This window comes from Pseudomonas sp. NPDC088414, assembly GCF_044753325.1.
Classification (GTDB): Bacteria; Pseudomonadota; Gammaproteobacteria; order Pseudomonadales; family Pseudomonadaceae; genus Aquipseudomonas.
Map to the genome: position 1 here is coordinate 75,694 of NZ_JBIVMY010000005.1, position 12,574 is coordinate 88,267.

Sequence of the window (12,574 nt, forward strand, 5' to 3'; positions counted from 1 at the left end):
TAGGCCGCTTGTTCTTCGTTGAGGATCGACACTGGCGGCAGCACGCCGGTCAGGTCGCAGGTCAGGAAGATCACCGCGTTTGGCTCGCCGCCCAGGTTCTTCTCGGAACGCTTGGCAACGTGCTCCAGCGGGTAGGCCGCGCGGCTGTTCTGGGTCAGGCTGACATCGGCGTAGTCAGCATGCTTGGCGTCGTCGATGACCACGTTTTCCAGGACTGCGCCGTGCTTGATGGCTTTCCAGATGACCGGCTCGTTCTTCTCGGACAGGTCGATGCACTTGGCATAGCAACCGCCTTCGATGTTGAACACCACGCCTTCGCCCCAGCCGTGTTCGTCGTCACCGATCAGGTAACGGCTTTCGTCGGCGGACAGGGTGGTTTTACCGGTGCCCGACAGACCGAAGAACAGGGTCACGTCGCCTTCTTCGCCGATGTTGGCAGCGCAGTGCATTGGCAGCACGTCAGCGGCCGGCAGCAGGAAGTTCTGCACGGAGAACATGGCTTTCTTCATTTCACCGGAGTAACGCATGCCGGCGATCAGCACTTTCTTCTGCGCGAAGTTGATGATCACGCAACCGTCGGAGTTGGTGCCGTCACGCTCAGGCACGCACTCGAAGTTGGCCACGTTGAGCACTTGCCACTCTTCACGACCGGCCGGGTTGTATTGGGCCGGATTGATGAACAGGCAACGACCGAACAGGTTCTGCCAGGCAGTCTGAGTGGTCATTTTCACGGCCAGGTAGTGATCTTCAGCCGCACCTACATGCACGTGGGAAACAAAGTGCTCTTGCGCGTTGTTGAACGCCTCGACACGAGCCCACAGCGCGTCGAACTTGTCGGCCGGGAACTTGCGGTTGATCGGGCCCCAGGCGATAGCGGCCTGGGTGGAAGGCTCTTCAACGATGAAACGATCGACTGGCGAACGACCGGTACGGTGACCGGTGCGAACGACCAGAGCGCCGGTATCGGCAAGCTCGCCCTCACCGCGTTGCAGGGCTTCTTTTACCAGATCATCAACACTCAGATCGGTGTACACGGCGTTATTGGCTTGCGTCATGAGGTTCCCCGTCGGCCAGTGGCCGAGTGTGCTCCAAACGTTTTGTAGTAGAAAGTCGTGCACTACTACCGCGAAAAAAGTGGGCCGGATTATGCCAGAAAAGCCCAAAAAGAGTAGGGTCCTCCCGTCGTAACGGCGAAATTCCGTCGTTACGCAGTGAATTTACCTGCGCTGAACCGTTTTAGTGCCGGGTATCTGACGGCGTGTCGACGCCTGCGCCAGCAAACAATTGAGCAATATCGGACGCGTCGAACAGGTAACGCTGGTTGCAGAACTGGCAATCGATCTCGACTTCGCCACCCCTTTCGGCCACCAGTGCCTGCGCATCTTCCAGACCCAGACTGACCAGCGCATTGCCCGAGCGTTCCCGCGAGCAGCTGCAACGGAAGCGCAAGGTCTGCACATCGAACAGGCGCACCTGCTCCTCGTGGTAGAGACGGTGCAGGACGGTTTCGTTGTCCAGGCTGAGCAATTCGTCGGCAGTCAGGGTGCTGGCCAGTGCGGTGACGTGCTGCCAGCTGGCGGCGCGCTCTTCTTCGTCTTTCAGTCGGTCGGCAGGCAGTTGCTGCAGTAGCATTCCGCGAGCACGGCGGCCGTCGGCGAACAGCTTGAAGCGGGTGCCGACCTGTTGCGACATGACGAAATAGTTGGTGAAGCACTCGGACAGGGTTTCGCCGTCGAGATCGACGATGCCTTGATAACGCTGGCCAATCGTCGGGTCGACAGTCAGGGTCAGGTCACCGCCCGGCATCAGGTCGGCAAGCGTGGCATCCGCAGCGATCTGCTCGGCGTTGTATCGCGCCAGACCACGGATCTCGCGCTCGCTGGAGCATTCGATCATCAACAGCGGAATCGGCCCTTCGGAGCGTGCCTGCAAAATCAGCAAGCCGTCGAACTTCAGGGTGCCCACCAGCAACGAAGCGGCCGCCATCAGTTCGCCCAGCAACTGCGCGACCGGCTCCGGGTACGGGTGCTTGGCGAGGACTTCGGCGTAGCTGCGTTCCAGCGCCACCAGTTCGCCGCGAGTGTCGCTGTCATCGAAGATGAAGCGTTGGGTGTAGTCGGTATCCGGTAGGTCGGTCATAGGTCTGGGTATCTGAATTGATGACAAAATGGTTACAAAAGTTGAAAATCCCGCACTTATCCGCACCCATTTGGTGCGAAATGTTCAGCCACGGGAGGCATTTTATGAACAATCCGGGTTTGTTCCAATCAAGGTGGAACCTCGGCCGGCTGGTTCTGTGTAACGTAGTGCCATTGGCGCTACTGGCTTTCTGGTTATGGCCTACAGGCCAGATGCTGTGTGTGATTTTCGACGAGTGGCTGTTCCGCTCACTCAATGCACCACTGGCCAGCAACCCCATATGGCTCCACATCTGGGCAATTGCAAGTCTGCGTCCGTTCGACATCGTCGTCGGTCTGATCCTGCTGACGCTGCTGATCAAGGGTGACTGGGTGTTCAAGGCGATTGATGTACGTCGCGCCTTTTTCGGTTTTTTCTCGATTCTGCTGTTGATGGTGGTGATTCGCGCGCTGTTTTCCAAATTCGCCGACTACATGGACTGGCAGCACAGCAGCCCATCGATGGTGCTGGAAGGCGCGGTGCACCTGAGTGACTACTTCCCGCATCTGGAAAAAGCCTGGGAGCTGAAGGATCGCTCGAGCCAGAGCTTCCCCGGTGACCACGCTTCGGTGTTGTTGATCTGGGCGCTGTTCATGGGGGTGTTCAGTCGCTCGGTCGGCCAGTTCCTGACGATCTGGGGTCTGGCATTGCTGTTCATGCTGCCACGTCTGGTGGCCGGCGCGCATTGGGGTCAGGACGATTACATCGGCGGCATGCTGCTGGCAGTGTGGGCGTTGGGTTGGGGTTACTACACGCCGTTTGCCTATCACGCTGCCAACTTCTGGCTGAAGGTGACTGCGCCGGTTTTCAATCTGCTGGGCAAGCTGCCGCTGATCTCGCGGATGAGTGTGGTGTCTGCCGCGCACTGACAGTTTGCACACACCTGTGGCGAGGGAGCTTGCTCCCGCTTGACTGCGCAGCAGTCACTGGACCAGTCGACTCGGTTGTATTTTGAAATACATGATCGACTGGATTGGGAGTCCTTCGGCCTCCAGCGGGAGCAAGCTCCCTCGCCACAATGGTGTGCCGTGCCGGTCAATCGCTATTGCTGTTGCCACGAAACTTGAACAGATCCCGCCGCTGCTTCTTGCTCGGCTTGCCGTCGGTACTCACGCCCAACGCCCCGGCCTTGCGCATCGCCGCAGCCGCTTCACGTTTGGCAATACTCGCCTCGGTCTCGGTATACAGCGTCTGCGCTTCGGGTGCGCCGCGACGCACGATCGACAAGGCTTCAACCCTCACCGTGCGTTCTTCGAAACCGGTCCGGATTTCGAACTCATCGCCAATGCGTGGCTCTTTGCCAGGCTTGCAGCGCTCTCCCCGGCAATGCACCTTGCCACTCTCGATGGCCGCTTTGGCCAGAGCCCGGGTCTTGTAAAAACGCGCCGCCCACAACCATTTATCGAGACGGACCTTGTCGTCCTCTTCGCTTTTTTGTGCCATGGAATTTCCTCATTCTGAAATATTGATGAACTGTACTACCGTTTCTGTCGTGCCATGAATTACCCGGTCCCGGATTACAATGCGCACCAGCCGATACCTGCTTGAAGCGTCGGCGATCCGGGCCGTAGAAATCTGTCGCCTTTTAACCCTTATTCTGCGTGAATACCGCGATTCGGCCGTACGCGGCCCGAGCGGTTTCTGCCGGTTGATTACCTTTGAAGACATTTGACCATTTGACCGTTGTCGGTCTGCGCGAGTGGGTGGCGCTCCCCGATCTGGGAGTCGCCGGCCTGCGGGCGAAAATCGACACCGGCGCCAGCACCTCCAGCCTGCATGCCACCGACATCGAGCCGTTCGAACGCGACGGCGAGAAGTGGGTGCGCTTTACCGCGCACCTTGGCACCGTGGTGCAGTTGCGTCACCGCCGCTGCGAAGCACCGCTGGTCACGCGCAAGACCATTAAAAGCTCCAACGGCCAGGCGCAGGTGCGCTACGTGATCAGCACCACCCTGGCCCTCGGTGATCGGGTCTGGGCAGTCGAGTTCACCCTCGCCTGCCGCAAGTCCATGCGCTATCGCCTGTTGCTCGGTTCCAAAGCCCTGATCGATGGCCAACTGGTGGTCAATCCGGGTATCAAATATGTACAAGACAAGCCGGTGTTCCCGGTATCTACCTCCTCCACAGGTGTTGCATGAAGATCGCTGTGCTGTCGCGGAATCCGCGTCTGTATTCCACCCGTCGTCTGGTCGAGGCCGGCACCGAGCGCGGGCATGAAATGGTGGTGATCGACACCTTGCGCGCCTACATGAACATCGCCAGTCACAAGCCGCAGATCCACTACCGCGGCAAGCCGCTGGAAGGCTTCGACGCGGTGATCCCGCGGATCGGTGCGTCGGTGACGTTCTATGGCTGCGCGGTGTTGCGCCAGTTCGAAATGATGGGGGTGTTTCCGCTCAACGAATCGGTGGCCATCGCCCGCTCGCGGGACAAACTGCGTTCGCTGCAACTGCTGTCGCGGCGTGGCATCGGCCTGCCGGTCACCGGCTTCGCTCACTCGCCGGATGACATTCCCGACCTGATCGACATGGTCAACGGCGCGCCGCTGGTGATCAAGGTATTGGAAGGCACTCAGGGTATCGGCGTGGTGCTGTGCGAAACCGCGACCGCAGCCGAATCGGTGATCGAGGCGTTCATGGGCCTGAAGCAGAACATCATGGTTCAGGAATACATCAAGGAAGCAGGCGGTGCGGACATCCGCTGCTTCGTGGTCGGCGACAAGGTGATCGCCGCCATGAAGCGTCAGGCCAAGCCGGGCGAGTTCCGCTCCAACCTGCACCGTGGCGGCAGCGCCAGCCTGATCAAGATCACCCCGGAAGAACGCATGACCGCGTTGCGTGCGGCCAAGGTCATGGGGCTGGCGGTGGCGGGTGTGGATATTTTGCGCTCGAACCACGGGCCGCTGGTGATGGAGGTGAACTCTTCGCCGGGCCTGGAAGGGATCGAGACCACCACCGGCAAGAACGTGGCGGGAATTATCATTGAGCATCTTGAGAAGAATGGCGGGCCGAACATGACCCGCACCAAAGGCAAAGGCTAAAGCGAGGAGCAAGAGCCCTCACCCTAACCCTCTCCCAAAGGGAGAGGGGACTGATTGGGGGATGCTTAAAAGATACGCCGACCTGATCCTGCTGTGCCGAATCCACAATCGCCCCCAGTCTTTCAGGTCGATGTATGATGCCAGACACCTCGGTCAGCTCCCTCTCCCTCTGGGAGAGGGCTGGGGTGAGGGTTTAATGGTTTAAACGGCATCCCGAGGCAACATCAACCCCAGCGGCAACCTGACTCGCGCCTCCAATCCACCCCCGGACCGGTTACGTAATTCAACATTGCCGCCATGCATCGAAGCAATGCGCTTCACGATCGCCAGTCCCAACCCCGTACCTTTACCACCCCGGGCACGGTCGCCACGGGTGAACGGGTTGAAGATCGCCTCAAGCTCCGACGGATCGATCCCCGCCCCCCGGTCCATCACGCTCAACACCACGTACGGCGCGCTGGTGTCACCGGACACATAAGCCGCGACTTCGACGCCACTGCCGGCATGGTTCAGGGCGTTGCCGATCAGGTTGTTCAGCAGGCGCTTCATTGACACCCGGCGCAGTGGAAACGGCTGGATCGGCTCCAGACGCAAGCGCACTTTCTCTTCGTTCTGGTTGTACGGCGCGGCCACTTCACGCACCAGATCGCTCAGGTCGACCTCCTCCACCGACTCGTCGCGACCATCGCGAATGAACGCGAGGAACTGGTCGAGAATCGCGTCCATGTCTTCGATGTCGCGCACCATGTCGTCGGTCAAATCGTTGCGATCGCCCATCAGCTCCAGCGACAGACGCAGGCGCGTCAGCGGTGTACGCAAATCATGGGAGACCCCCGCCAGCATCAACTCACGCTCGCGACCGGCCTGTTCGACGTCTTCGGCCATCTGGTTGAAGGCGCGATACACCTCGGTCATCTCGCTCGGTGTGTCGCTGATCGGCAGACGGACGCTGCGGCCCTGACCGAGTTGTCGGGCGGCGTACACCAGGCGCTTCAATGGCTGGTTGAGCTGGCTGACGAAAATCCACGCCGAGGCGGTGGACAGCAAGCCGATGGCGAGGAACCAGCCGAGCACGTTCCAGATTTTCTGGCCGCGCAATGGATGCGGGTACAACGGCACTTTCAGCCAGCCGTCACCGAGGCTTGGCGCACGCACCCACAGCGCCGGCGGCGAGTGCATGCGCAAGCGCACTTCGGTATCGGCGCCCAGCTCCGCCTGCATCTGCCGCTGATAGATTTCACTGTAAGGCCAGTGTTGTTCGCCCTCCGGTACACCGGCGCCGACTACCCGGATCAGGGTTGCGGCATCGGCAATCTTTGCGCGATTTTCTTCATCGGCCGCCCAATAGGCGCGCAACGTCAGGGCGACGCCGTGGCTGTATTGGCGATCCACCAGGACGTCCTCGTTCATCAACAGATAAACCAGGGTCAGCGCCTTGGAAAACAGCACGACGATGAGCACCAGCCACAGGGTGCGGGAGAAAAAACTTTGGGGGAACCAGACGGGGGTTTTCATCGATAACCGTTACACACTTGCAGGAGCGAGCCATGCTCGCATATTGCGGATTGCGAGTCTGCGTAGAGGGTCGATCAACCCGATGCGCAGACCCGCTCCTACAAATCGCCGATCACTTGGTGGCGGCGCCATCCGGTACGAACACGTAGCCCACGCCCCAGACAGTCTGGATGTAGCGCGGTTTCGACGGATCGGGTTCGATCATCCGGCGCAGACGGGAAATCTGCACATCGATGGAACGCTCGAGGGCATCCCACTCGCGGCCACGGGCCAGGTTCATCAGTTTGTCGCGGGTCAGCGGCTGCCGCGCGTTCATCACCAGCGCCTTGAGTACCGCGAACTCACCGGTGGTGAGCATGTGCACTTCGTCGCCACGCTTCAGTTCGCGGGTTGCCAGCGACAACACGTAATCACCGAACGTGACGTTTTCGTCTTCGCTGCCCGGCGCGCCCGGCACCGGTGCGGCCTGACGCCGCAGAACCGCTTTGACGCGAGCCATCAGCTCATCCGGGTTGAACGGCTTGGCCAGGTAGTCATCGGCGCCCAGTTCCAGGCCCTTGATGCGGCTCATCTCATCGCCCTTGGCGGTGAGCATGATGATCGGAATCTGATTGTTCGCCGCCCGCAGGCGACGGCATGCGGTGAGGCCGTCTTCGCCCGGCAGCATCAGGTCGAGGACGACCAGATTGAACACTTCACGCGACAGCAGACGATCCATTTGCTCGGTGTTCGGTACGGCACGGGCACGGTAGCCCTTGCTGACGAAGAAACGTTCCAGCAGGCTGCTCAGCCCCGGATCGTCGTCAACAATAAGAATTTTTTCGCCTTCAGCATTGTTTGCAGTGCTGCTCATTGGATGCTCCTTTTAGCTCGGCGCGCATTATGGCGTAGCTGCCGTTATACGCACCGTGTGCATTGTTAGCAGATTTTTCCTTCACTGCCAGAAAACCGGGGTTTCTACCTACAGACTGCTACACCCCCGAATGACAGAACGCTGGTTATAATGCGCGGCGTTTTGTGCCAGGCAACGTCTGAATCGTTACCGCAGGTGGCCGGGCTTTTTTCCCGGTGGCCGCAGTAATTGTTCGATTTCACGGGTCAATGGGGTGCCTTTTGACCCAGGCAGCGGCAATTTTCTAGCCGCTCAACCAGACTCCGGGCCTTTATTTCCGTGCCTGCGAGCCTGCTTTCACAATATGTCAGGTGGTTTTATGGACAGCATCAACAGCCGCATCGCCGAGGAACTCGGCGTACGCCCGCAACAGGTCGAAGCGGCCGTCGCGCTACTCGATGAAGGCTCTACCGTTCCCTTCATCGCCCGTTACCGGAAAGAAGTCACCGGCAGCCTCGATGACACCCAGCTGCGTCATCTGGAAGAGCGTCTGCGCTACCTGCGAGAACTCGACGAACGGCGCATCAGCATCCTCGCCAGCATCCAGGAGCAGGGCAAACTCACCCCCGCCCTTGAGCGCGACATCAAGCTCGCCGACACCAAGACCCGCCTCGAAGACTTGTACCTGCCGTACAAGCAGAAGCGCCGCACCAAGGGCCAGATTGCCCTGGAAGCCGGCCTCGGCGAGTTGGCCGACGGCCTGTTCAACGATCCGAATCTGACGCCGGAAACCGAAGCCGCACGTTTCGTCGACGCCGAGAAAGGCGTGGCCGACGTGAAAGCTGCGCTGGAAGGCGCCAAGTACATCCTGATGGAGCGCTTCGCCGAAGACGCCAGCCTGCTGGAAAAGCTGCGTAATTTCCTCAAGCAGGAAGCGACCATCAGCGCCCGCGTGATCGCCGGCAAGGAAGAAGAAGGCGCCAAGTTCCGCGACTACTTCGAACACGACGAGCCGCTGAAAAGCATGCCGTCGCACCGCGCACTCGCGATTTTCCGTGGCCGCAACGAAGGCATCCTCAGCTCCGCGCTGAAAGTCGGCGACGAGCTGCCGGGCACCATGCACCCGTGCGAAGGCATGATCGGCCAGCAATTCGGCATCCAGAACCAGAACCGCCCGGCCGACAAATGGCTCGGTGAAGTGGTGCGCTGGACCTGGAAGGTCAAGCTCTACACCCACCTGGAAACCGACCTGCTCGGCGAGCTGCGCGACGGCGCCGAAACCGAGGCGATCAACGTCTTCGCCCACAACCTGCACGACCTGCTGCTGGCCGCGCCGGCCGGCCCGCGTGCCACCCTGGGCCTCGACCCGGGCCTGCGTACCGGCTGCAAAGTCGCGGTGGTCGACTCCACCGGCAAACTGCTCGATCACGCCACGGTTTACCCGCACGTGCCGCACAACAAGTGGGATCAGACCATCGCGATTCTGGCCGCCCTGTGCGCCAAGCACTCGGTTGACCTGATCGCCATCGGCAACGGCACCGCCAGCCGTGAAACCGACAAGCTGGCCATCGAGCTGATCAAAAAATACCCAGCGATGAAGATGACCAAGGTCATGGTGTCCGAGGCCGGCGCCTCGGTGTACTCGGCATCGGAACTGGCGGCCAAGGAATTCCCGGATCTGGACGTGTCGATCCGTGGCGCCGTTTCCATCGCCCGTCGTCTGCAGGATCCACTGGCCGAGTTGGTGAAGATCGATCCGAAATCCATCGGTGTCGGCCAGTACCAGCACGACGTGTCGCAGCTGAAACTGGCGCGTGGTCTGGATGCGGTGGTCGAGGACTGTGTGAACGCCGTCGGCGTCGATGTGAACACCGCTTCGGTGGCCTTGCTGGCGCGGATCTCCGGCCTCAACGCGACTCTGGCGCAGAACATCGTCGCCCACCGTGACGAACACGGTGCGTTCAAGACCCGTGCGGCGCTGAAGAAAGTCGCGCGTCTGGGCGAAAAAACCTTCGAACAGGCCGCAGGCTTCTTGCGCGTGATGAATGGCGACAACCCGCTGGATTCTTCCGCTGTTCACCCGGAAGCCTATCCGCTGGTGCAGCGCATTGCCGCTGAAACCGACCGCGACATTCGCTCGCTGATCGGCGACGCCGCGTTCCTCAAGCGTCTGGATCCGAAGAAATTCACCGACGAAACCTTCGGTCTGCCCACCGTCACCGACATCCTGCAAGAACTGGAAAAACCCGGTCGCGACCCGCGTCCGGAGTTCAAGACTGCCGAGTTCCAGGAAGGCGTCGAAGATTTGAAAGACCTGCAACTGGGGATGATCCTCGAAGGCGTCGTGACCAACGTGACCGCGTTCGGCGCGTTCGTCGACATCGGCGTGCATCAGGACGGTCTGGTGCACATCTCGGCGCTGTCGGAGAAGTTCATCAAGGACCCACGCGAAGCGGTGAAGGCCGGTGACGTGGTGAAAGTGAAGGTCATGGAAGTCGATATCCCGCGCAAACGCGTCGGCCTGTCGATGCGCATGAGCGATACTCCGGGCGAGAAAATCGACGGTGCCCGTGGTTCGCGTCCGGGCTCGGCACCGCGGCAGTCGTCGAACAACGCGCCACGCAAGGAAACAGCCACAGCCGCTCCGGTGAACAACGCCATGGCTTCGCTGTTCGCTAACGCCAAGCAGCTGAAGAAACGCTGATGGAAATTCCGGCCGGGCTCGTCGAGAGTGCGTTTTTCAAGCTGTTGGGCTGCCGCCTGCACAGCCTGGAAACCGGGGTGGCGCAAGTCGCCCTGGTGCTGGAACCGCAACTGCGCAATCGCGGCGGCAAATTGCACGGTGGCGCGCTGTTCAGTCTGGTCGATATCGCCATGGGGCTGGCCTGTTCCAGCACCCACGGCTTCGACCAGCAGAGCGCGACCATCGAGTGCAAGATCAACTACATCCGCGCCGTATCCGACGGCGAGGTGCTGTGCACGGCGCGGGTCATCCACCCGGGCCGTCGCACGCTGGTGGTCGAGGCCGACGTGATGCAGGGCGACAAACTGGTCGCAAAAGCGCAAGGCACGTTCGCTGTCCTGTAGATGTTGTTCATCATTTTGAGTTAATTTCGGCGCAACGAACCTTGTGGGAGCGAGCTTGCTCGCGAAGGCGGTGTGTCAGGCAACCGAAATGTTGACTGATAAACCCTCTTCGCGAGCAAGCTCGCTCCCACAGGGATTGTGCAGTTCCTGACTGACCGGCAAATGGCCTGCCGCTACAAAACCAGGCGATAACGCCAGTTTCAACTTCACCCTTGTAGACCGTCCTGCCCACCCCCATATTGGGGCGACTGACGCGTGAAGGAATCCAAATTGAGCGAACTTCTCAACCGCCGCCTGGCTCTGCTCGGCGAGCGCGCCAACCTCTCTCTGCTCGAACAGTGCCTCCACGGTATCGAACGTGAATGCCTGCGCGTGACCAGTGAAGGTCGTCTGGCGCAAACGCCGCACCCGGAAGCCTTGGGTTCCGCGCTGACCAATGAACAGATCACCACCGACTACTCCGAGTCGCTGCTGGAATTCATCACCCCCGCCCTGCCCGATCCGGCCGATACGCTGGCGAGCCTGGACAAGATTCATCGCTTTGCCTACAGCAAGCTCGGCAACGAGTACCTGTGGAGTCCATCGATGCCGTGCCCGTTGCCGGCCGAGGAAGACATCCCGATCGCCTATTACGGCACCTCCAACATCGGTCAGCTCAAGTACGTCTACCGCAAGGGCCTGGCCCTGCGGTACGGCAAGACCATGCAGTGCATCGCCGGGATTCACTACAACTTTTCCCTGCCGGAAAAGCTCTGGCCGCTGCTGCGCGAAGCCGAGGGTTACGTCGGCACCGACCGCGATTTCCAGTCGTCGTCGTACATCGCGCTGATCCGTAACTTCCGCCGCTACAGCTGGCTGCTGATGTACCTGTTCGGTGCTTCGCCAGCGCTGGACGCGGGCTTCCTGCGCGGCCGTTCGCATCAGCTGGAACAACTGGACCCGGACACCCTGTACCTGCCGTATGCCACCAGCCTGCGCATGAGCGACCTCGGTTACCAGAGCAACGCCCAGGCCGGCCTGACGCCGTGCTACAACGATCTGGCGAGCTACACCGACAGCCTGCGCAAAGCCGTGGCCACGCCATACCCGCCGTACGTGGAAGTCGGCACGCACCAGGATGGCGAGTGGGTGCAGTTGAACACCAACATCCTGCAGATCGAAAACGAGTACTACTCCAACATCCGCCCAAAACGCGTGACCTACACCGGCGAGCGACCGATCCAGGCCCTGATGGCCCGTGGCATTCAGTACGTCGAAGTGCGTTGCCTGGATATCAACCCGTTCCTGCCGATGGGCATCGACGTCACCGAATCGCGCTTCCTCGACGCGTTCCTGCTGTATTGCGCGCTGAACGACAGTCCGCTGCTGACCAACACTTCGTGCGGCAATGCCACTTCGAACTTCCTCAGCGTGGTCAAGGAAGGTCGGCGTCCGGGCCTGCAATTGCAGCGCGACGGTGAAGCGGTCGAATTGAAGGTTTGGGCAGCCGATCTGCTGGAAAAAATCGCACCGCTGGCGGCATTGCTCGATCAGAGCCATGGCGGCGACGCACACAGCAAGGCGCTGGACGCGCAACTGGCCAAGGTCAAGGATTCGTCCCTGACCCCGTCGGCCCAGGTACTGGCGGCAATGGCTGAGCACAAGGAAAGCTTCGCGCAATTCTCCCTGCGCCAAAGCCAGGCGCATGCCGAGTTCTTCCGCAGCGAGCCGTTGGCTGCTGATGAACAGGCGAAGTTCGAGGAGCTGGCGCGTTCGTCGCTGGCGCAACAGGCGGAGCTTGAGCAGAACGAGGTGGGCGATTTCGACGTGTTTGTCGGGTCGTATCAGGCGAGCATTCTGGCGATCAGTAACTAACCACTATTCCCTGTGGCGAGGGAGCTTGCTCCCGCTCGGCTGCGCAGCAGTCGCAATCTCAGTCCCCC

The 12,574-nt window shown here is 60.6% G+C and carries 11 protein-coding genes; 6 read left to right on the plus strand and 5 right to left on the minus strand.

Annotated elements, in window-relative coordinates; all coding sequences use genetic code 11:
- Nucleotides 1-1,055: phosphoenolpyruvate carboxykinase (ATP) (locus tag ACIP8I_RS07980; RefSeq protein WP_400760050.1), on the minus strand; the 1,055-nt coding region annotated here is incomplete at its 3' end.
- A gap of 181 nt (nt 1,056-1,236) precedes the next feature.
- The gene (hslO, locus tag ACIP8I_RS07985; protein ID WP_400760053.1) at nt 1,237-2,139 is read right to left on the minus strand and encodes an Hsp33 family molecular chaperone HslO; all 903 of its coding nucleotides are present in this window, start codon (nt 2,137-2,139) and stop codon (nt 1,237-1,239) included.
- 104 nt (nt 2,140-2,243) lie between these two features.
- On the opposite strand from hslO, the gene ACIP8I_RS07990 reads away from it, so the two are divergent.
- Entirely contained in the window at nt 2,244-3,047 is an 804-nt protein-coding gene (locus ACIP8I_RS07990; protein WP_367082506.1) for a phosphatase PAP2 family protein, read from the plus strand.
- 166 nt (nt 3,048-3,213) lie between these two features.
- Here the strand turns inward: ACIP8I_RS07990 and ACIP8I_RS07995 are convergent, their stop codons facing one another.
- The gene (locus ACIP8I_RS07995) at nt 3,214-3,621 is read right to left on the minus strand and encodes an RNA-binding S4 domain-containing protein (protein ID WP_007964694.1); all 408 of its coding nucleotides are present in this window, start codon (nt 3,619-3,621) and stop codon (nt 3,214-3,216) included.
- A gap of 233 nt (nt 3,622-3,854) precedes the next feature.
- Here ACIP8I_RS07995 and ACIP8I_RS08000 point away from each other — a divergent pair, with 233 nt between their 5' ends.
- Both ACIP8I_RS08000 and rimK read left to right on the plus strand, forming a co-directional pair.
- Complete coding sequence (locus ACIP8I_RS08000) at nt 3,855-4,316, plus strand: ATP-dependent zinc protease (RefSeq protein WP_007964698.1); 462 nt, start codon at nt 3,855-3,857, stop codon at nt 4,314-4,316.
- On the plus strand, nt 4,313-5,218 hold the full coding sequence (gene rimK / locus ACIP8I_RS08005; RefSeq protein WP_007949201.1) for a 30S ribosomal protein S6--L-glutamate ligase: 906 nt from the start codon (nt 4,313-4,315) through the stop codon (nt 5,216-5,218). Before ACIP8I_RS08000 ends, rimK begins: the two co-directional genes overlap by 4 nt.
- 201 nt (nt 5,219-5,419) lie before the next feature.
- On the opposite strand, the gene ACIP8I_RS08010 is transcribed toward rimK, so the two are convergent.
- Together ACIP8I_RS08010 and ompR are read right to left on the minus strand one after the other, a co-directional pair.
- Nucleotides 5,420-6,733: an ATP-binding protein gene (locus tag ACIP8I_RS08010; RefSeq protein WP_003220639.1), complete on the minus strand. Its 1,314-nt coding sequence runs from the start codon at nt 6,731-6,733 to the stop codon at nt 5,420-5,422.
- Nucleotides 6,734-6,845: 112 nt separating this feature from the next.
- Complete coding sequence (gene ompR, locus ACIP8I_RS08015) at nt 6,846-7,586, minus strand: two-component system response regulator OmpR (RefSeq protein WP_007964700.1); 741 nt, start codon at nt 7,584-7,586, stop codon at nt 6,846-6,848.
- Between the two features lie 358 nt (nt 7,587-7,944).
- Between ompR and ACIP8I_RS08020 the strand changes: the two genes are divergently transcribed.
- The 3 genes from ACIP8I_RS08020 (at nt 7,945) to gshA (ending at nt 12,506) form a co-directional block, all read left to right on the plus strand.
- Nucleotides 7,945-10,269, plus strand: a complete 2,325-nt coding sequence (locus ACIP8I_RS08020; protein ID WP_007964702.1) for a Tex family protein — start codon at nt 7,945-7,947, stop codon at nt 10,267-10,269.
- Nucleotides 10,269-10,652, plus strand: coding sequence for a PaaI family thioesterase (locus ACIP8I_RS08025; RefSeq protein WP_086793980.1), 384 nt, complete (start codon nt 10,269-10,271; stop codon nt 10,650-10,652). Before ACIP8I_RS08020 ends, ACIP8I_RS08025 begins: the two co-directional genes overlap by 1 nt.
- 270 nt (nt 10,653-10,922) lie before the next feature.
- Nucleotides 10,923-12,506, plus strand: a complete 1,584-nt coding sequence (gshA, locus tag ACIP8I_RS08030; protein WP_400760058.1) for a glutamate--cysteine ligase — start codon at nt 10,923-10,925, stop codon at nt 12,504-12,506.
- Nucleotides 12,507-12,574: the final 68 nt, after the last annotated feature.

Bases quoted from the DNA above. Each gene is read 5' to 3' on its own strand.
- hslO (WP_400760053.1), bottom strand. From the start codon at position 2,139: ATGACCGACCTACCGGATACCGACTACACCCAACGCTTCATCTTCGAT.
- ACIP8I_RS07990 (WP_367082506.1), top strand. From the start codon at position 2,244: ATGAACAATCCGGGTTTGTTCCAATCAAGGTGGAACCTCGGCCGGCTG.
- ACIP8I_RS07995 (WP_007964694.1), bottom strand. From the start codon at position 3,621: ATGGCACAAAAAAGCGAAGAGGACGACAAGGTCCGTCTCGATAAATGG.
- rimK (WP_007949201.1), top strand. From the start codon at position 4,313: ATGAAGATCGCTGTGCTGTCGCGGAATCCGCGTCTGTATTCCACCCGT.
- ACIP8I_RS08010 (WP_003220639.1), bottom strand. From the start codon at position 6,733: ATGAAAACCCCCGTCTGGTTCCCCCAAAGTTTTTTCTCCCGCACCCTG.
- ompR (WP_007964700.1), bottom strand. From the start codon at position 7,586: ATGAGCAGCACTGCAAACAATGCTGAAGGCGAAAAAATTCTTATTGTT.
- ACIP8I_RS08020 (WP_007964702.1), top strand. From the start codon at position 7,945: ATGGACAGCATCAACAGCCGCATCGCCGAGGAACTCGGCGTACGCCCG.
- ACIP8I_RS08025 (WP_086793980.1), top strand. From the start codon at position 10,269: ATGGAAATTCCGGCCGGGCTCGTCGAGAGTGCGTTTTTCAAGCTGTTG.